Source organism: Streptomyces sp. NPDC088553 (genome assembly GCF_044752965.1).
Taxonomy (GTDB): Bacteria; Actinomycetota; Actinomycetes; order Streptomycetales; family Streptomycetaceae; genus Streptomyces.
Genome location: NZ_JBIVMG010000010.1, coordinates 51,909 through 68,439, shown reverse-complemented (window position 1 = coordinate 68,439; position 16,531 = coordinate 51,909). Strand labels below are relative to the sequence as shown.

Below are 16,531 nucleotides of genomic sequence, written 5' to 3'. Positions count from 1 at the left end.
AGCCTAATGGCCGCCGGGCCCGCCCCGTCCGGCCCGTCCCCCTCCGGTGTCCCAGAGAGGGGTACGGCGGGCCAGTTCGGTCCTGACCGTGTCCCGCGCGGCGAGGAACCGGCGCAGGGGATCCTCCCGTGCGGCTCCCCGCCCGGCACCCCGCGCGACTCCCCACGGGAACGAGGTCGCGTGGACCCCGATCCTGCCGAACTCCGCCCGCGCCTCCTCCCACCGCGCCCGCTCCACCAGCACGTACGCCAGCAGATTGCGGACCTCGGCGGGCCACGGGTCGCCCGCCGGGAAGACCGCCGACAGGGCCAGGGCCCGGTCCGCCGCCCGGTCGATCCGCGCCTCCGGCACGGACGGGTCCCGGTCCGGCTCCGCCCGGAGCCGGTCGTAGGCGGCGCGGACCGGGAGCGCCCGTACGAGCGAGTCCGGAGCGGCGTCGTCGGCCGCCTGTTCGGCGAAGTCGAAGGCGGCCCGGTGCGAGCCGTACCACTGCGCCGACAGGTACTTGAGCGCCGCGACATGGCAGCCGTAGTGGTGCGGGGAACGGCGGACCGCCTGCTCCCAGAGCGACTCGAAGACGGCGGGCCCGGCGTGCGCCCCGCGCGCGTGGTCCAGGGCGAGCCGCCACGGCACCGGGTCGTGCGGCGCCTCCTCGGCCATCGCCTGGATCAGCGGCGTGAGTTCGCGCAGCCGCTCGGCCCGCGCGGGCGACTCCCAGGCCCGGCGGACGGCGAGCTGCGCGGTGACCAGCAGGACGTCGGGATCGCGGGGCGCGGCGGAGAGCCAGTGGGTCAGCCAGTCGTCCCTGCGGTACGCGAAGGTGGCGAGCCGGGTGACGTACCGGTCGCGGTCCTCCCACTCCCCGGCGTCCCGGGTCGTGGCGAGCAGCTTCGCCGCGGGCTCCGGATCGGCCAGGGCGGCGGCGACCAGGGCGGGGGCGAGCCGCGCGTCCGGGGCGTCGAGCAGCACGTCGTCGTCCGGCACGAACCCGGCGGCGAGCCGCGGGGTGTGCCGGGCCGAACGAACGGCGCCTCTCAGGGCACGGAACAAGGACATGGTGCGACGTATTGTCTCCCGGCCCCCACCCCTGCGGCAGCCGGTCTCACGGCCCGCTCACCAAACCTTCGCCGCCGCCCACCGCGTACACCAATCCTCCGCCGCGTCGCCTCACCCCCTGCTCAGCAGCCGGGTCGCTCCCGCCGCCACCGTCGTCGCCAGGATCCAGCCCAGCAGGATCAGCACCGCCGCCGCCCACTGCCACGTCCCCTCAAGGCGCCAGTAGCCGTCCTGGCCGAGATTGATCACCGGGAGGAGCAGATCGAGCGCGTACAGCGGACCGTTCCACGCGGGGGCCTCCTCCGCCTTCAGCGGTATCGGGCGGTAGTGGGAGAAGGCCACCGTGCCCGCCGCCCACAGGACCGCCATCCACAGCGCCGCCCGGCCCGGCCGGTATCCGTAGGCCACCGTCCAGTCCTGGAGGTAGCCCCAGAGCTTCCCCGCCACCGGCAGGGTCTCGCGTCTGCGCCGCTGCTTGGCCAGCAGCACCTCGCGGGCGTCGGCGTCCTCCCCGCTGTTGCGCAGGACCGTCGCCAGGCGTTCGTACGGCTCGGGGGCGTACTCCGGGGTCGCCGCCGCCACCCACTCCAGGCGCCGGGCCAGCGGGAAGTGCCCGTACGGCACGAGGTTCTCGTAGGCGAAGCCGCCCATCGCGAGCCCGCCGGGCCCCGGCCAGCTGGTCGACAGGTCGATCAGGGTGACGACCTTCGCGCCGTTGAGCACGACGCGGCCCTCCTCCGGCCGCTCGCCGTTGAACCGGAGCTCCGGGGTGACGATCCGGCGCAGCGAGACCTCCTCCCGGCGCGCCCCGCTCAGCAGGAACCGGGCGTGGTGCAGGTCCACCGCGTCGCCGAAGCGGCCGTCGTCGAGCCGCACCCCGCCGTGGAACTCGACCGGCTTGCGGCGGGCGCCCTGTGCGGGCGTCACCCCGTACGGAGGGGTGGCCGTGCTCTGCCCCGCCTGTCCCGCGGTGCCCGACTCCTCGTACACCCAGGCCGCGTTCAGATAGAGCGAGCGCTCCACCGTCAGCTGCGGCGCGTTGAGCGCGCGGCGGCCCTGCGCGCCGCGCAGCACGCTGCCCCGCAGACTGAGCGACACGCCGATCTTCGCCCCGCGCAGGCTCAGCTCCCCGTACGTCTCGATCAGCTCGGCCTGGAGGTCCTGGGCGACCACCATCCCGTCCGCGGTGATGGCCCGGCCGCGCCGGTCCGGCCACACCTGGATCTGGTTGACGAGCAGGTCCGTGCCGATCTGCGCGTCGGTCAGCCGGATGCCCCACCGCACCCGGCAGCGCGGCAGATGCAGGTCCCCCTCGGTGTGCAGCCGGGCCGCCTCCAGCCGCGGCAGCGCGCACTCGACCATCCGCAGCGTGCCGAACCGGGCCTCCGGCACCACCACCTCGCCGTCGAACCGGCAGCCGTGCAGCTCCACGTACGGCCCGATCGTCCCGCCCGCCAGGTTCAGCACGCCGGTGATCCGCACGCCGCGCAACTTCAGCGCGGCCACCCGCCCGGACCGGGCCGGCGGCCCGGCGAGCAGCAGCAGCGCCACCACGTCGGCGCGGACGCTCCGCTCCTCCCCCCAGTCGCGTCCCCCGAAGGGGTCGTCCCGCTCCGCGATCCCCTCCGTCAGATCGCAGGTCCTGCCGACGACGAACGCTCGCCACACGGCCCGCTCCGGGCCTGTGAGACCGTCCGGCATCCCGTCCTCGTGCGGCTCGGTCAATGCCGCCCCCTCGCTCTCCATGATCCGCCCGCACGATTCCGCGACCCCGGTGTCGGTCGGTTTCCGGGGTCCCGTGGATTCGTACAGCCGTTCTTCCCGCTGAGTGACGGGCTGAACGCTAACGGTCAGGAGTGGCGACAAGACGCCAGTGTGGCCCGTATCAGCCATTGATACGGGCGACCGGCGCTGTGGGCCGTCTGCGAGAATTGACCCGTGATCTCTCGAATCGATCTGCGCGGCGAGGCCCTCCCCGAGGGTTCCGCCCTGCGCGACCTGCTGCCCCGTGCCGAGTTCGACGTGGAAGCCGCCCTGGAGACGGTGCGGCCGATCTGCGAGGACGTCAGGCATCATGGCGCGGCCGCGGTGATCGACTACGGGGAGAAATTCGACGGCGTCCGCGTCCCGGGCCTGCGCGTCCCCGCCGAGGCCATCGCCCGCGCCCTCGACGAGCTCGACCCGGCCGTCCGCGCCGCCCTGGAGGAGTCCATCCGGCGCACCCGCCTCGTCCACCGCGAGCAGCGCCGCACCACCCACACCACCCAGGTCGTCCCCGGCGGCACGGTCACCGAGAAGTGGATCCCCGTCGAGCGCGTCGGACTGTACGTGCCGGGCGGCCGCTCGGTGTACCCGTCCTCCGTCGTGATGAACGTCGTCCCGGCCCAGGAGGCCGGCGTCGAGGGCGTGGCCATCGCCTCGCCCCCGCAGAAGGAGTTCGGCGGGCTTCCGCACCCGACGATCCTCGCCGCCTGCGCCCTGCTCGGCGTCGACGAGGTGTACGCCGCCGGCGGCGCCCAGGCCATCGCCATGTTCGCGTACGGCACGGAGGGGACGGCCGGCGAGCCGGGCTGCGCCCCCGTCAACCTGGTCACCGGCCCCGGCAACATCTACGTGGCCGCCGCCAAGCGCCTCCTCAAGGGCCGGATCGGCATCGACGCCGAGGCCGGCCCGACGGAGATCGCGATCCTCGCGGACTCCACCGCCGACCCCGTGCACGTCGCCGCCGACCTCATCAGCCAGGCCGAGCACGACCCGATGGCCGCCTCCGTCCTCGTCACCGACTCGGACGAGCTGGCCGCCGCCACCGAGGCCGAGCTGAAGACCCAGGTCGCCGCCTCCAAGCACGTCGACGACCGGATCGTCCCGGCCCTGGCGGGACGCCAGTCCGCGATCGTCCTCGTCCGCGACCTGGCCGACGGCCTCAAGGTCGTCGACGCGTACGGCGCCGAGCACCTGGAGATCCAGACCGCCGACGCCGCCGCCGTCGCCGACCGCGTCCGCAACGCCGGCGCGATCTTCGTCGGCCCCTGGGCGCCGGTCTCCCTCGGCGACTACTGCGCGGGCTCCAACCACGTCCTGCCCACCGGCGGCTGCGCCTGCCACTCCTCGGGCCTCTCCGTGCAGTCCTTCCTGCGCGGGGTGCACATCGTGGACTACACGCGCGACGCGCTCGCCGACGTCGCCCACCACGTGGTGACCCTCGCCGAGGCGGAGGACCTCCCCGCCCACGGCGCGGCGATCAAGGCAAGGTTCGGATGGAAGGTGCCGGAGACCAAGTGACCGGAATCAGCGATCGATCCCCCTGGGACGAGCTCCCCGTCCGGGACGAGCTGAAGGGCAAGTCCCCCTACGGCGCGCCCCAGCTCGACGTCCCCGTCCAGCTGAACACCAACGAGAACCCGTACCCGCTGCCCGAGCCGCTCGTCGCCCGCATCGCGGAGCGCGTCGCCGAGGCCGCCCGTACCCTCAACCGCTACCCTGACCGGGACGCGGTCGAGCTCCGCACCGAGCTCGCCCGCTACCTCACCCGGACCGGCGGCCACCCGGTCGCCGCCGAGAACGTCTGGGCGGCCAACGGGTCCAATGAGGTCCTCCAGCAGCTGCTGCAGACCTTCGGCGGCCCGGGCCGTACCGCGATCGGCTTCGAGCCCTCGTACTCGATGCACGCCCTGATCGCCCGCGGCACCGGCACCGGCTGGATCTCCGGCCCGCGCGGCGAGGACTTCACCATCGACGTGGCGGCGGCCGTCGCGGCGATCACCGAGAACGCGCCGGACGTCGTGTTCATCACCTCGCCCAACAACCCCACCGGCACCGCCGTCGAGGCCGACACCGTCCTCGCCCTGTACGAGGCGGCCCAGGCGGCCAAGCCCTCCATGGTGATCGTCGACGAGGCGTACGTGGAGTTCAGCCACCGGGACTCGCTGCTGCCCCTGATCGAGGGCCGCCCGAACCTGGTGGTCTCCCGGACCATGTCCAAGGCCTTCGGCGCCGCCGGACTCCGGCTCGGCTACCTCGCCGCCCACCCGGCCGTGGTGGACGCCGTCCAGCTGGTCCGGCTGCCGTACCACCTCTCCGCCGTCACCCAGGCGACCGCGCTCGCCGCCCTGGAGCACACCGACACCCTCCTCGGGTACGTCGAGCAGCTCAAGGCCGAGCGCGACCGGCTCGTCACCGAGCTGCGCGGGATCGGCTACGAGGTCACCGATTCGGACGCCAACTTCGTGCAGTTCGGGAAGTTCCCGGACACGCACGCGGCCTGGCAGCGGATCCTCGACCGGGGCGTCCTGGTCCGGGACAACGGCGTACCGGGATGGCTGCGGGTCACCGCCGGCACCCCCGAAGAGAACGACGCGTTCCTCGACGCGGTTCGTGAATTGATGAAGGAGCAGGAGCGATGAGCCGCGTAGGCCGCGTAGAGCGCACCACCAAGGAGACCTCCGTCGTCGTCGAGATCGACCTCGACGGCACCGGAAAGGTCGACGTGTCGACCGGGGTCGGGTTCTACGACCACATGCTCGACCAGCTCGGCCGGCACGGTCTGTTCGACCTCACCGTCAAGACCGACGGCGACCTGCACATCGACTCGCACCACACCATCGAGGACACCGCCCTCGCCCTCGGCGCCGCCTTCAAGCAGGCCCTCGGCGACAAGGTCGGCATCTACCGCTTCGGCAACTGCACCGTCCCGCTGGACGAGTCGCTCGCCCAGGTGACCGTCGACCTCTCCGGCCGCCCGTACCTCGTGCACACCGAGCCCGAGAACATGGCGCCGATGATCGGCTCGTACGACACGACGATGACCCGGCACATCTTCGAGTCCTTCGTCGCCCAGGCCCAGATCGCGCTGCACATCCACGTGCCGTACGGGCGCAACGCCCACCACATCGTGGAGTGCCAGTTCAAGGCGTTCGCCCGCGCCCTCCGCTACGCCTCCGAGCGCGACCCGCGCGCCGCCGGAATCCTCCCCTCCACGAAGGGCGCGCTCTGACCGTGAACGGCCTCTCCACCATCCTCATCGTCGTCGGGCTCTTCCTGCTCGGCGGCATCTACTCCTTCGTCAAGCAGCAGATGCCCAAGGGCCTCATCGCGCTCGTCGCCTTCGGCGCCGCGATGTGCCTCGCCGCCGGTGTGCTGCGGCTGGACGTGTGGGCATGACCGCGAGCACCCCCAGGAAGGTCGTCGTCTTCGACTACGGCTTCGGCAACGTGCGCTCGGCCGAGCGCGCCCTCGCCCGGGTCGGCGCCGACGTCGAGATCACCCGCGACTACGACACCGCGATGAACGCCGACGGGCTCCTCGTCCCCGGCGTCGGCGCCTTCTCCGCCTGCATGCAGGGGCTGAAGGACGCGCGCGGCGACTGGATCATCGGCCGCCGCCTCTCCGGCGGCCGCCCGGTCATGGGCATCTGCGTCGGCATGCAGATCCTCTTCGCCCACGGCTTCGAGCACGGCGTGGAGAGCGAGGGCCTCGACGAGTGGCCCGGTACGGTCGAGCCGTTGAACGCCCCCGTCGTCCCCCACATGGGCTGGAACACGGTCGACGCGCCGCAGGACACCGAGATGTTCGCGGACCTCGACGCCGACGCCCGGTTCTACTTCGTGCACTCCTACGCGGTGCGCGAGTGGACCCTCGAGGTCGGCAACAAGAACATCCGCGCCCCCAAGGTCACCTGGGCCACCCACGGCGAGCCCTTCGTCGCGGCCGTCGAGAACGGCGCCCTGTGGGCCACCCAGTTCCACCCCGAGAAGTCCGGCGACGCCGGAGCCCAGCTCCTCACCAATTGGATCGAGACCCTCTGATCATGGCTCAGAAGCTTGAACTCCTCCCCGCCGTCGACGTCCGCGACGGCCAGGCCGTCCGCCTCGTGCACGGCGAGTCCGGCACCGAGACCTCCTACGGCTCCCCGCTCGAAGCGGCCCTCGCCTGGCAGAGCTCCGGCGCCGAGTGGCTGCACCTCGTCGACCTCGACGCCGCCTTCGGCACCGGTGACAACCGGCAGCTGATCGCCGAGGTCGCCCAGGCCATGGACATCAAGGTCGAGCTCTCCGGCGGCATCCGCGACGACGCCTCGCTCGCTGCCGCACTCGCCACCGGCTGCACCCGCGTCAACCTGGGCACCGCCGCCCTGGAGACCCCCGAATGGGTCGCCAAGGTCATCGCCGAGCACGGCGACAAGATCGCCGTCGGCCTCGACGTCCGCGGCACGACCCTGCGCGGCCGCGGCTGGACCCGCGACGGCGGCGACCTCTACGAGACGCTCGCCCGCCTCGACTCCGAGGGCTGCGCCCGCTACGTCGTCACCGACATCGCCAAGGACGGCACCCTCCAGGGCCCCAACCTGGAGCTCCTGAAGAACGTCTGCGCGGCCACCGACAAGCCCGTCGTCGCCTCCGGCGGCGTGTCGTCCCTGGACGACCTGCGGGCCCTGTCCGGCCTGGTGCCGCTCGGCGTCGAGGGCGCGATCGTCGGCAAGGCGCTGTACGCCAAGGCGTTCACCCTCGAAGAGGCGCTGGAGGCGGTGGCTTCCGCATGACCGACGGCGTGAAGAAGGTCGTCACCGGCGCCCCGTGGGAGGAGCAGTTCGGCTACTCCCGCGCGGTGGAGCTGCCGAACGGCCTGGTCCTCGTCGCCGGCTGCACCTCGGTGGTCGGCGGCCAGATCGCCGGCGGAGGCCCGTACGAGCAGGCGATCAACTCCTTCAACGTGGCCTTCGACGCGCTCAAGAAGCTCGGCCTGGGCCCGGAGGACGTCGTCCGCACCCGGATGTACATCACCCACGCCCGGGACGTGGAGGAGGTCGGCCGTGCCCACAAGGAGCTGTTCGACGCCGTCCGCCCGGCCGCTTCGATGATCATCGTCTCCGGCTTCGTCGACCCCAGCCTGGTCGTCGAGGTCGAGGTCGAGGCATTCCGCCCGGAGGACCAGAGGGGCGGTGCCGCATGAGCCTCGCCGTACGGGTGATCCCCTGCCTGGACGTGGACAACGGCCGGGTCGTCAAGGGCGTCAACTTCCAGAACCTGCGGGACGCCGGCGACCCCGTCGAGATGGCCAAGCTGTACGACGCCGAGGGCGCCGACGAGCTGACCTTCCTCGACATCACCGCCTCGTCGGGCAACCGGGAGACCACCTACGACGTGGTGCGCCGCACCGCCGAGCAGGTCTTCATCCCGCTCACGGTCGGTGGCGGGGTCCGCGCGGCCGAGGACGTCGACAAGCTGCTGCGGGCCGGCGCCGACAAGGTGGGCGTCAACACCGCCGCCATCGCGCGCCCCGAGCTGATCCAGGAGATCGCGGAGCGCTTCGGCCGCCAGGTGCTCGTCCTGTCGGTCGACGCCCGGCGGACGGCCTCCGGTTCCTTCGAGGTGACGACGCACGGTGGCCGCAAGGGCACCGGCATCGACGCCGTCGAGTGGGCGCACCGGGCCGCCGAGCTGGGCGCGGGCGAGATCCTGCTCAACTCGATGGACGCGGACGGCACCAAGGACGGCTACGACACGGAGATGATCGCGGCCGTACGCAAGCACGTGACCGTGCCGGTGATCGCGAGCGGGGGAGCGGGCAAGCTCGCCGACTTCCCGCCGGCGGTGGCGGCGGGCGCGGACGCGGTCCTCGCGGCCTCCGTCTTCCACTTCGGTGATCTGCGGATCTCGCAGGTCAAGGACGAGCTGCGGGCGGCGGGCCACCCGGTCCGCTGATCGGGCGTTCCGCTTCGAGAAGGGCTCCTTCGGGGGCCCTTCTTCTTCCCCAGATAGAAAAAATCTGTTGCGCAATTTTCATTGCGCAAATTTTCTTTTGTATCTAGGGTCGGTGTCATGACCTCGCCGGAGAACCGCCGGATCACCGATCTCGGCACCTTGAAGGCCATCTCGCACCCGCTGCGGATGCGCCTCTACCGCGCCCTCTTCGTGGCCCGCACCGCCACCGCCTCCCAGCTCGCCGACCAGGTCGACGAGGCGGTCTCGCTGGTCAGCTACCACCTGCGCAAACTCGCCGAGCACGGCCTCATCGAGGAGGCGGAGACCCGGTCGACGGACGCCCGGGAGAGGTGGTGGCAGCCGAGCTCGTACGGCTTCAGCATCCACGACGAGGACCTCCGCGACGCCCCCGAGCTCGCCGCCGCCAGCGCCGCCTTCGGCCGTACCGTCGACGAGCAGCGCACCCAGATGTACGCCCGCTTCCTCGACGAGCGGCACACCTGGTCCGACACATGGCGCTCCGCCTCCCTCAGCGCCGAGTGGCTGCCCCGCCTCACCGCCGAGGAGCTCACCGCCCTCGGCGCCGAACTCGACGCCGTCCTGCGCGCGTACGACCAGCGGGCCCGCGCCGCCGAGGCCGCCGGCGATACCGAGGGCCGCGAGAACGTCGCCATCCACCTCAACGGCTTCCCCTACCGCTCATGACCGCCACCGTGACGGCCGCCACGACGCGGCCCGCCCACCGGAACCCCCAGGTCCTGCGCTGGCTCGGCGCGTACACCGCCTCCACCCTCGGCGACAGCGTCTACTACCTCGCCCTCTCCTGGACCGCGGTCAGCAGCGGCACCCCCGCCCAGGCCGGGCTCGTCATGGCCGTCTCGGCCGTGCCACGCGCCCTGCTCATGCTCTTCGGGGGAGTGATCGCCGACCGCCTCGGCCCGCGCCGGGTCGTCATCGCCTCCGACGCCGTCCGCTGCCTGGTGGTCCTCGGCCTCGCCGCGGTCCTGTTCCTCGCCGCGCCCGGCCTGTGGGCGCTCGCCGGCGTCGCGCTCGTCTTCGGCGTCGTCGACGCCCTCTTCCTGCCCGCCGTCGGCGCCCTGCCGCCCCGCATCACCGAACGCGATCAGCTCGCCCGCGTCCAAGGCATGCGCGGCCTCTCCTACCGCCTCGGCTCCGTCCTCGGCGGTCCGCTCGGTGGCCTCGCCGTCGCCCTCGGCGGCCCGGCCACGGCCTTCGGGGTCGCCGGGCTGCTCTTCGCCCTCTCGATACCCCTGCTGTGCGCGCTCCGCCTCCGGCCGCTGCCCGCCGCGGACGAGGCCCGCGACGGCACCGCCCTGCGCGACCTCGCCGACGGGCTGCGCTACCTGCGGGGGCACCGCGTCCTGGGCCCGCTGATGATCGTCGTGCTCCTGGGCGACCTAGGCTTCGTCGGCCCCTTCAACGTCGGCCTCGCCGTCCTGGCGGACCAGCGCGGCTGGGGCGCGTCGGGCATCGGCTGGATCCTCGCCGGCTTCGGTACGGGCGCGGGCGCCGCCTCGCTGCTTCTGACCGTATGGGGGCGCGTCCCGCGCGCGGGAGCCGTCAGCGGCTGGGCCATGACGCTGGGCGCCGTCGCCATCGGCGCCCTCGCCCTCGCGTCGCACCTGGCCGTCGCGGCCGCCGTCGCCCTGGTCGTCGGCCTGCTCGCCGGACTCTCCGGGGCGCTGTGCAACGCCCTCCTCCAGACCGAGTGCGACCCCGCCTACCTCGGCCGCGTCACCGCGGTCTCCAGCCTCATGAGCCTCGGCCTCGCGCCGCTCAGCTTCCCGCTCACGGGCGCGGCGATCGAGCTGTGGGGCATCGAACCGGTGTACGTCGCGAGTGCGGCGATCTGTGCCCTCGCGGGTCTCTGCGGCCTGGTGGTCACGGCCGTCCGACGGGCCGAGCTGCCCCGCTGACCGCTCAGAGCCCCAGCTGCTTCGTCTCCCGCAGCCGCTCGATCGCCTCCGGCTCCCCGTCCAGCTCCACCTTGGCCGAGTCCTGGCGGCCGAACAGGTACATCGTCAGCTCGCCCGGCTCCCCGGAGACCGTCACCACCGGCGTGCCCCGGTGCGCCACCGCCGTCTGGCCGTTCGGACGGCGCAGCACCAGGCCCACCGGGACCTTCCGGCCCAGCAGGCGGGCGCCGCGCTCCAGGCGGGACCAGAGGGCGTCGGCGAAGACCGGGTCGAGCTCCCGAGCCGACCAGTCGGGCTGGGCACGGCGCACGTCCTCGGCGTGGACGTAGAACTCGACGACGTTCGCCCCCTCGTCCACCTGCTTGATGGTGAACGGCGAGAACCGCGGCGGCCCCGTTCGGATGAGCTGGATCAGCTCCTCGTACGGCTTGTCGGCGAACTCCGCCTGCACCCGCTCCTGCCGGTCCTTCAGCGCCGGTACGAGCGAACCGGCCGCCGCGTCCGGGCGCCGCTCCCGCACCACCACATGGGCCGCGAGGTCCCGGGTCCGCCAGCCCTCGCAGAGCGTCGGCGCGTCGGGGCCCGCCGCCTCCAACAGGTCGGCGAGCAGAAGCCGTTCACGTTTGGCATGGGTCGACATGACCGCCAGCGTACGGCGGCCGCCGCCGGTCCGCCCAGTGGACGCCCCGCCGGACACCACCCCGGGTCGCGGCACAATGGCGCCATGAGCAGCACGCCCCGGACCCCCAGCGACCTCGACCCGGCCATCGCCGCGCGCCTCAAGCGCGGCCCCGACGGGCTCGTCCCCGCCATCGCCCAGCAGTACGACACCGGCGAGGTGCTCATGCTCGGCTGGATGGACGACGAGGCCCTCCACCGCACCCTCACCACCGGCCGCTGCACCTACTGGTCCCGCAGCCGCCAGGAGTACTGGGTCAAGGGCGACACCTCCGGCCACGTCCAGCACGTCAGGTCCGTCGCCCTCGACTGCGACGCCGACACCGTCCTCGTCACGGTCGACCAGGTCGGCGCCGCCTGCCACACCGGCACCCGGACCTGCTTCGACGCCGACGTGCTCCCCGTATCCGGGCCCGACGCGGACCCCGTATCCCGGTCCGACGCGGACCCCGTATCCGAGTAGGGTCTGGCGCCATGGATCTCGACACCTTCCGCAAGCTGGCGGCCGACCGCCGCGTCATCCCCGTCAGCCGCCGGCTGCTCGCGGACGGCGACACCCCGGTCGGGCTCTACCGCAAGCTCGCCGCCGAACGGCCCGGCACCTTCCTCCTCGAATCCGCGGAGAACGGCCGCAGCTGGTCCCGCTACTCCTTCATCGGCGTCCGCAGCGACGCCACCCTGACCGTGAAGGACGGCGAGGCCCACTGGCTGGGCACCCCGCCCGTCGGCGTCCCCACCGACGGCGACCCGCTCCAGGCCCTGCGCGCCACCGTCGAGACCCTCCACACCCCCCGCGACCTCGCCTCGGGCATGCCCCCCTTCACCGGCGGCATGGTCGGCTACCTCGGCTACGACATCGTCCGCCGCCTGGAGAAGATCGGCGACTCCACCCGGGACGACCTCCAGCTCCCCGAGCTGACCATGCTCCTCACCAGCGACCTCGCGGTCCTCGACCACTGGGACGGCTCGGTCCTGCTGATCGCCAACGCGATCAACCACAACGACCTGGAGACCGGCGTCGAGGAGGCGTACGCGCACGCCGTCGCCCGCCTCGACGCCATGGAGGCCGACCTGGCCCGCCCGGTCGCCACCGCCCCCACCGCCCTGCCCGCCTCCGAACTCCCGGAGTTCTCCGCGCTCTGGGGCGGAGAGGCGTACCAGGACGCCGTCGAGGACATCAAGGAGCGCATCCGGGCCGGCGAGGCCTTCCAGGTCGTGCCCTCGCAGCGCTTCGAGACCCCCTGCACCGCCTCCGCGCTCGACGTCTACCGGGTCCTGCGGGCCACCAACCCGTCCCCGTACATGTACCTCTTCCGCTTCGAGAACGGCTTCGACGTCGTCGGATCCAGCCCCGAGGCCCTCGTCAAGGTCGAGGACGGCCACGCGCTGCTCCACCCCATCGCCGGCACCCGGCACCGCGGCGCCACCCCGCAGGAGGACCACGACCTCGCCGAGGAACTGCTCGCCGACCCCAAGGAGCGCGCCGAGCACCTCATGCTCGTCGACCTCGGTCGCAACGACCTCGGCCGCGTCTGCGCACCCGGCTCCGTCGAGGTCGTCGACTTCATGTCCGTCGAGCGCTACTCGCACGTCATGCACATCGTCTCCACCGTGACCGGCGAGGTCGCCGAGGGCAGGACCGCCTTCGACGTCCTCACCGCCTGCTTCCCGGCCGGCACGCTCTCCGGCGCGCCCAAGCCCCGCGCGATGCAGATCATCGAGGAGCTCGAACCGTCCCGGCGCGGCCTGTACGGCGGATGTGTCGGTTATCTCGATTTCGCCGGCGACGCGGACACGGCCATCGCCATCCGCACCGCCCTGCTCCGCGACGGAACCGCGTATGTGCAGGCCGGAGCGGGTGTCGTCGCCGACTCCGACCCCGTCGCCGAGGACAACGAGTGCCGGAACAAGGCCGCGGCCGTCCTCCGCGCCGTCCACACCGCCAACCGGATGAACGGCGCCTGACCACGTAGGGGATAGTGGGGTACGTGAGTGCCGTACCCGTACCCCAGCCCCGGGCCGCCCGCGCGGCCGTCTCCGGCGGCCGCCGCAGCCTGGCAGCGGCCCTCCTCCTCGGTGCCCTCGGCGCCACCGTCGTCCTGCTCTCCGCGGGCCAGATCTGGGCGGAGGGCACCGCGTCCGTCGGCGGCGGCAGCGTCCCCGTCGAGGCCGACGGCGGCACCGTCACCGGTGTGCCGACCGCCCTCGCGATCGTCGGCCTCGCCGCGCTCTTCGCCGTCTTCGCCGTCCGCCGCACCGGCCGCACCCTCGTCGCCGCGCTCCTCGCGCTCAGCGGCGCGGGCGCCGCGCTCGCCGCGGTCCTCGGCGCCTCCGACAGCGCCGCCCTGGACGCCGAGGCCGCCCGCATCAGCGGCGACACGGCCGCCGCCGTGGCCGGCCTGAGCCACACCGTCTGGCCGTACGTGACCGCCGCGGGTGCCGTGCTCATCCTGCTCGCCGGACTCTTCGCGCTGCGCTTCGGCAAGAGCTGGCCCGCGATGGGCGGCCGCTACGAGCGCTCGGGCACCCCGCGGGCCGCCCGAAAGGCCCCCACGACCGACCCGGACCGGCCCGAGGACCTGTGGAAGGCCCTGGACCGCGGTGAGGACCCCACGCACGGGGCGTGACCGACGACCCCCCGCACGGGGCGGGACGGGGCCGGCCCCCGGTCCCGACGACGCCGCCGCGCGCGACGCGTGATCGTCCCGGTACCCCCGATTCACCCTCGCGCGCCCGCGTGCGGGACAATGAGCGCCGAGAGTCCGCGCACGCGAGACCTCACCATCGAGCAACTGCAACGAGGAGCAACTCATGGCGGGCAGCGCCCACGGACACACCCCGGCCGCCTGGACCGGTGTCATCATCTCCTTCATCGGCTTCTGCATCGCCGGGGTCTTCATGGTGGCCGCCAACATCGCCGGTTTCTGGGCCGGCATGGGTGTCATCGTCCTCGGCGGCATCGTCGGCGGTGCGATGAAGGCCGCGGGCCTCGGCATGCCGAAGGAGTCGGCGGCCGTCGCCGCCGCCCGCGAGGCCGCGACCGCGCAGGCCCGTTCCTGACGCGCCACGACACATCCGAGAGCGCAGTCCGGCCGTGCCGGGCTGCGCTCTCGCGCGTCGGGGGCGAGAATCACCGGGTGGACCCGCAGCCGACGGCCGGAGCCGTGACCGACGCATCCAGCACCCGACCGGGTGAACCTGTGCCACCGGCCGAACCGGCCCGCCAGGAGGCTCCCGAAGTGCCGGGGGCTCCCGAGGTGCGGGGGGAGGCGTCGGGAGAGGCGCCCGTCACGCCTCCGCCCGGGCCCGCGCCCGCGTCCGCGTGGCCGGGTGCCGGGGCCGTCACGCCTCCGCACGCGCCCGCGTGGCCGGGTGCGGTGCCCGTGACGCCGCCGGGCGCCTGGGGACCCGGCCGGACCGGAGGGCCCGTACCGGCGCCGCCGGCGCCACCGGCCCGGTCGCTCGCGCGCCGGCTGTTCGCGCCCGTCGCCACGCTCGCCGGGGTGGCGGCCGCCTTCGCGTACGTCGGGACCGTCGACCCCAACGAACCCGGGCACTACCCCGTCTGCCCCCTGCTCCGCTTCACCGGCGTCTACTGCCCCGGCTGCGGCGGGCTCCGCAGCGCCCACGCCTTCGTCCACGGCGACCTTCCGGCCGCCCTCGGTGCCAACGCCCTCGCCGTCATCGGCTACGGCCTCTTCGGCGTCCTCATGGTCATCTGGCTGATTCGTGCCATCCGCGGGGTGCCCATGCGCCTCGCGGTCTCCCCGGTCCTGTGGTGGGGGATCGGGGCCGTCCTCGCCCTCTTCACCCTGGTCCGGAACCTTCCCTTCGGCTCCGCGCTGGCCCCCTGAGGGCCCCGCACGGCGCCGCGGGGACCCCTGAGGGAGTCCCAGCAGGTGGGACGCGACTCCGGCCGATGCGAGTCCGGGGCCGTCCTGCGGATAGGATCGATGTGGCTGAACCTGGTTCATCATCACCATCACCGTCCCGGAAGGGGGCCCCTCGCGTGAGTGTGCTCGACGAGATCATCGAAGGCGTACGCGCCGACCTCGCAGAGCGGCAGGCGCGGGTCACCCTCGACGAGCTCAAGGAGCGCGCCGCCAAGGCGCCGCAGGCCAAGGACGGCGTCGCCGCACTGCGCGGCGACGGCGTCAAGGTGATCTGCGAGGTCAAGCGCTCCAGCCCGTCCAAGGGCGCGCTCGCCGCGATCGCCGACCCGGCCGGACTCGCCGCGGACTACGAGGCGGGCGGCGCGGCCGTCATCTCCGTCCTCACCGAGCAGCGCCGCTTCGGCGGCTCGCTCGCGGACCTGGAGGCCGTCCGGGCCAAGGTCGACATCCCGGTGCTGCGCAAGGACTTCATCGTCACCGCGTACCAGCTCTGGGAAGCACGCGCGTACGGAGCGGACCTCGCGCTCCTCATCGTCGCCGCCCTGGAGCAGGAGGCCCTGGTCTCCCTCATCGAGCGCGCCGAGTCCATCGGGCTCACCCCGCTCGTCGAGGTCCACGACGAGGACGAGGTCGAGCGTGCCGTCGAGGCGGGCGCCCGGATCATCGGCGTCAACGCGCGCAACCTGAAGACCCTCAAGGTCGACCGCTCCACCTTCGAGCGCGTCGCCCCCGAGATCCCCGCGCACATCGTCAAGATCGCCGAGTCCGGCGTCCGCGGCCCGCACGACCTCATCGCCTACGCCAACGCCGGCGCCGACGCGGTCCTGGTCGGCGAGTCGCTCGTCACCGGCCGCGACCCGAAGGCCGCCGTCGCAGACCTGGTCGCCGCGGGCGCCCACCCGGCACTCCGGCACGGCCGGAGCTGACCGCGTCATGACCCGCCGCCGTGCCACGCCGACCCCTCCGGGCACCGCCCGGGGGACCGTCGGCGTGCCCGGCGGCAGGCTGCGCGTCGCAGCCGCGTCCGTACCCGCGCCGCACGCCCCGCTGGCCCGGGGCTGCCGTCCGCGTGGCTGCCGCGCGCCCGCCCGCCGTGTCCACGGTCGCCGGGTGCGGTACGTCATCGGGGACGAGCCCGGCCAGGTCAACGGCATGCGATGGCGCCGGCGCCCTGCGCGCACCTCCACGAACCGACGCGGCCACTGAGGCCCTTCGGCCCCGTGACCTCGCCGTCGCCCGGCACCGCGCCGCCCCCCGCCGCCTCCGT

At 73.4% G+C, this 16,531-nt stretch carries 20 protein-coding genes; 17 read left to right on the top strand and 3 right to left on the bottom strand.

Annotated features, from left to right (window positions below; all coding sequences use genetic code 11):
* Positions 1–3: 3 nt before the first annotated feature.
* Positions 4–1,056 (bottom strand): hypothetical protein, encoded by a 1,053-nt coding sequence (locus tag ACIP8Z_RS30070; protein ID WP_402089047.1) that lies wholly within the window; start codon positions 1,054–1,056, stop codon positions 4–6.
* 111 nt (positions 1,057–1,167) lie between these two features.
* Positions 1,168–2,781 carry an oxidoreductase gene (locus tag ACIP8Z_RS30065; RefSeq protein ID WP_402089045.1) on the bottom strand — a complete coding sequence of 538 codons (1,614 nt, stop codon included), beginning with the start codon at positions 2,779–2,781 and terminating at the stop codon, positions 1,168–1,170.
* Between the two features lie 213 nt (positions 2,782–2,994).
* Between ACIP8Z_RS30065 and hisD the strand changes: the two genes are divergently transcribed.
* The 10 genes from hisD (at position 2,995) to ACIP8Z_RS30015 (ending at position 10,693) form a co-directional block, all read left to right on the top strand.
* Positions 2,995–4,338, top strand: a complete 1,344-nt coding sequence (gene hisD, locus ACIP8Z_RS30060) for a histidinol dehydrogenase (RefSeq protein ID WP_402089042.1) — start codon at positions 2,995–2,997, stop codon at positions 4,336–4,338.
* Positions 4,335–5,459 carry a histidinol-phosphate transaminase gene (locus ACIP8Z_RS30055; RefSeq protein WP_402089039.1) on the top strand — a complete coding sequence of 375 codons (1,125 nt, stop codon included), beginning with the start codon at positions 4,335–4,337 and terminating at the stop codon, positions 5,457–5,459. Before hisD ends, ACIP8Z_RS30055 begins: the two co-directional genes overlap by 4 nt.
* On the top strand, positions 5,456–6,049 hold the full coding sequence (hisB, locus tag ACIP8Z_RS30050; protein ID WP_015032911.1) for an imidazoleglycerol-phosphate dehydratase HisB: 594 nt from the start codon (positions 5,456–5,458) through the stop codon (positions 6,047–6,049). The genes ACIP8Z_RS30055 and hisB overlap by 4 nt, the downstream gene beginning before the upstream one ends.
* Before the next feature lie 2 nt (positions 6,050–6,051).
* Positions 6,052–6,216, top strand: coding sequence for a hypothetical protein (locus ACIP8Z_RS30045; RefSeq protein WP_266965024.1), 165 nt, complete (start codon positions 6,052–6,054; stop codon positions 6,214–6,216).
* Complete coding sequence (gene hisH, locus ACIP8Z_RS30040) at positions 6,213–6,860, top strand: imidazole glycerol phosphate synthase subunit HisH (protein WP_030314583.1); 648 nt, start codon at positions 6,213–6,215, stop codon at positions 6,858–6,860. The genes ACIP8Z_RS30045 and hisH overlap by 4 nt, the downstream gene beginning before the upstream one ends.
* 2 nt (positions 6,861–6,862) lie before the next feature.
* Positions 6,863–7,594 (top strand): bifunctional 1-(5-phosphoribosyl)-5-((5-phosphoribosylamino)methylideneamino)imidazole-4-carboxamide isomerase/phosphoribosylanthranilate isomerase PriA, encoded by a 732-nt coding sequence (gene priA / locus ACIP8Z_RS30035; protein WP_402089035.1) that lies wholly within the window; start codon positions 6,863–6,865, stop codon positions 7,592–7,594.
* Positions 7,591–8,004, top strand: a complete 414-nt coding sequence (locus ACIP8Z_RS30030) for a RidA family protein (RefSeq protein WP_319308657.1) — start codon at positions 7,591–7,593, stop codon at positions 8,002–8,004. Before priA ends, ACIP8Z_RS30030 begins: the two co-directional genes overlap by 4 nt.
* The gene (gene hisF, locus ACIP8Z_RS30025) at positions 8,001–8,756 is read left to right on the top strand and encodes an imidazole glycerol phosphate synthase subunit HisF (RefSeq protein WP_073916868.1); all 756 of its coding nucleotides are present in this window, start codon (positions 8,001–8,003) and stop codon (positions 8,754–8,756) included. Before ACIP8Z_RS30030 ends, hisF begins: the two co-directional genes overlap by 4 nt.
* A gap of 117 nt (positions 8,757–8,873) precedes the next feature.
* Positions 8,874–9,461, top strand: a complete 588-nt coding sequence (locus tag ACIP8Z_RS30020; protein WP_402089032.1) for an ArsR/SmtB family transcription factor — start codon at positions 8,874–8,876, stop codon at positions 9,459–9,461.
* A complete protein-coding gene (locus tag ACIP8Z_RS30015; RefSeq protein WP_402089029.1) occupies positions 9,458–10,693 on the top strand; it encodes an MFS transporter in 1,236 nt (411 codons plus the stop codon). The genes ACIP8Z_RS30020 and ACIP8Z_RS30015 overlap by 4 nt, the downstream gene beginning before the upstream one ends.
* Positions 10,694–10,697: 4 nt before the next feature.
* Here the strand turns inward: ACIP8Z_RS30015 and ACIP8Z_RS30010 are convergent, their stop codons facing one another.
* Positions 10,698–11,333 carry a TIGR03085 family metal-binding protein gene (locus tag ACIP8Z_RS30010; RefSeq protein ID WP_319308654.1) on the bottom strand — a complete coding sequence of 212 codons (636 nt, stop codon included), beginning with the start codon at positions 11,331–11,333 and terminating at the stop codon, positions 10,698–10,700.
* Between the two features lie 84 nt (positions 11,334–11,417).
* Between ACIP8Z_RS30010 and hisI the strand changes: the two genes are divergently transcribed.
* The 7 genes from hisI (at position 11,418) to trpM (ending at position 16,470) form a co-directional block, all read left to right on the top strand.
* Complete coding sequence (hisI, locus tag ACIP8Z_RS30005) at positions 11,418–11,834, top strand: phosphoribosyl-AMP cyclohydrolase (protein WP_402089026.1); 417 nt, start codon at positions 11,418–11,420, stop codon at positions 11,832–11,834.
* Positions 11,835–11,845: 11 nt separating this feature from the next.
* Complete coding sequence (locus tag ACIP8Z_RS30000; RefSeq protein WP_402089023.1) at positions 11,846–13,336, top strand: anthranilate synthase component I; 1,491 nt, start codon at positions 11,846–11,848, stop codon at positions 13,334–13,336.
* Positions 13,337–13,350: 14 nt separating this feature from the next.
* On the top strand, positions 13,351–13,998 hold the full coding sequence (locus ACIP8Z_RS29995; protein ID WP_402089020.1) for a TIGR02234 family membrane protein: 648 nt from the start codon (positions 13,351–13,353) through the stop codon (positions 13,996–13,998).
* A 184-nt stretch (positions 13,999–14,182) separates the two neighbouring features.
* Positions 14,183–14,431, top strand: coding sequence for an HGxxPAAW family protein (locus ACIP8Z_RS29990; protein ID WP_319308650.1), 249 nt, complete (start codon positions 14,183–14,185; stop codon positions 14,429–14,431).
* Positions 14,432–14,748: 317 nt separating this feature from the next.
* Complete coding sequence (locus ACIP8Z_RS29985; RefSeq protein ID WP_402089018.1) at positions 14,749–15,225, top strand: DUF2752 domain-containing protein; 477 nt, start codon at positions 14,749–14,751, stop codon at positions 15,223–15,225.
* A 155-nt stretch (positions 15,226–15,380) separates the two neighbouring features.
* Positions 15,381–16,190 (top strand): indole-3-glycerol phosphate synthase TrpC, encoded by an 810-nt coding sequence (gene trpC, locus ACIP8Z_RS29980; protein WP_383584462.1) that lies wholly within the window; start codon positions 15,381–15,383, stop codon positions 16,188–16,190.
* Positions 16,191–16,197: 7 nt separating this feature from the next.
* A complete protein-coding gene (gene trpM / locus ACIP8Z_RS29975; protein WP_402089014.1) occupies positions 16,198–16,470 on the top strand; it encodes a tryptophan biosynthesis modulator TrpM in 273 nt (90 codons plus the stop codon).
* The last annotated feature ends 61 nt before the right edge of the window (positions 16,471–16,531 follow it).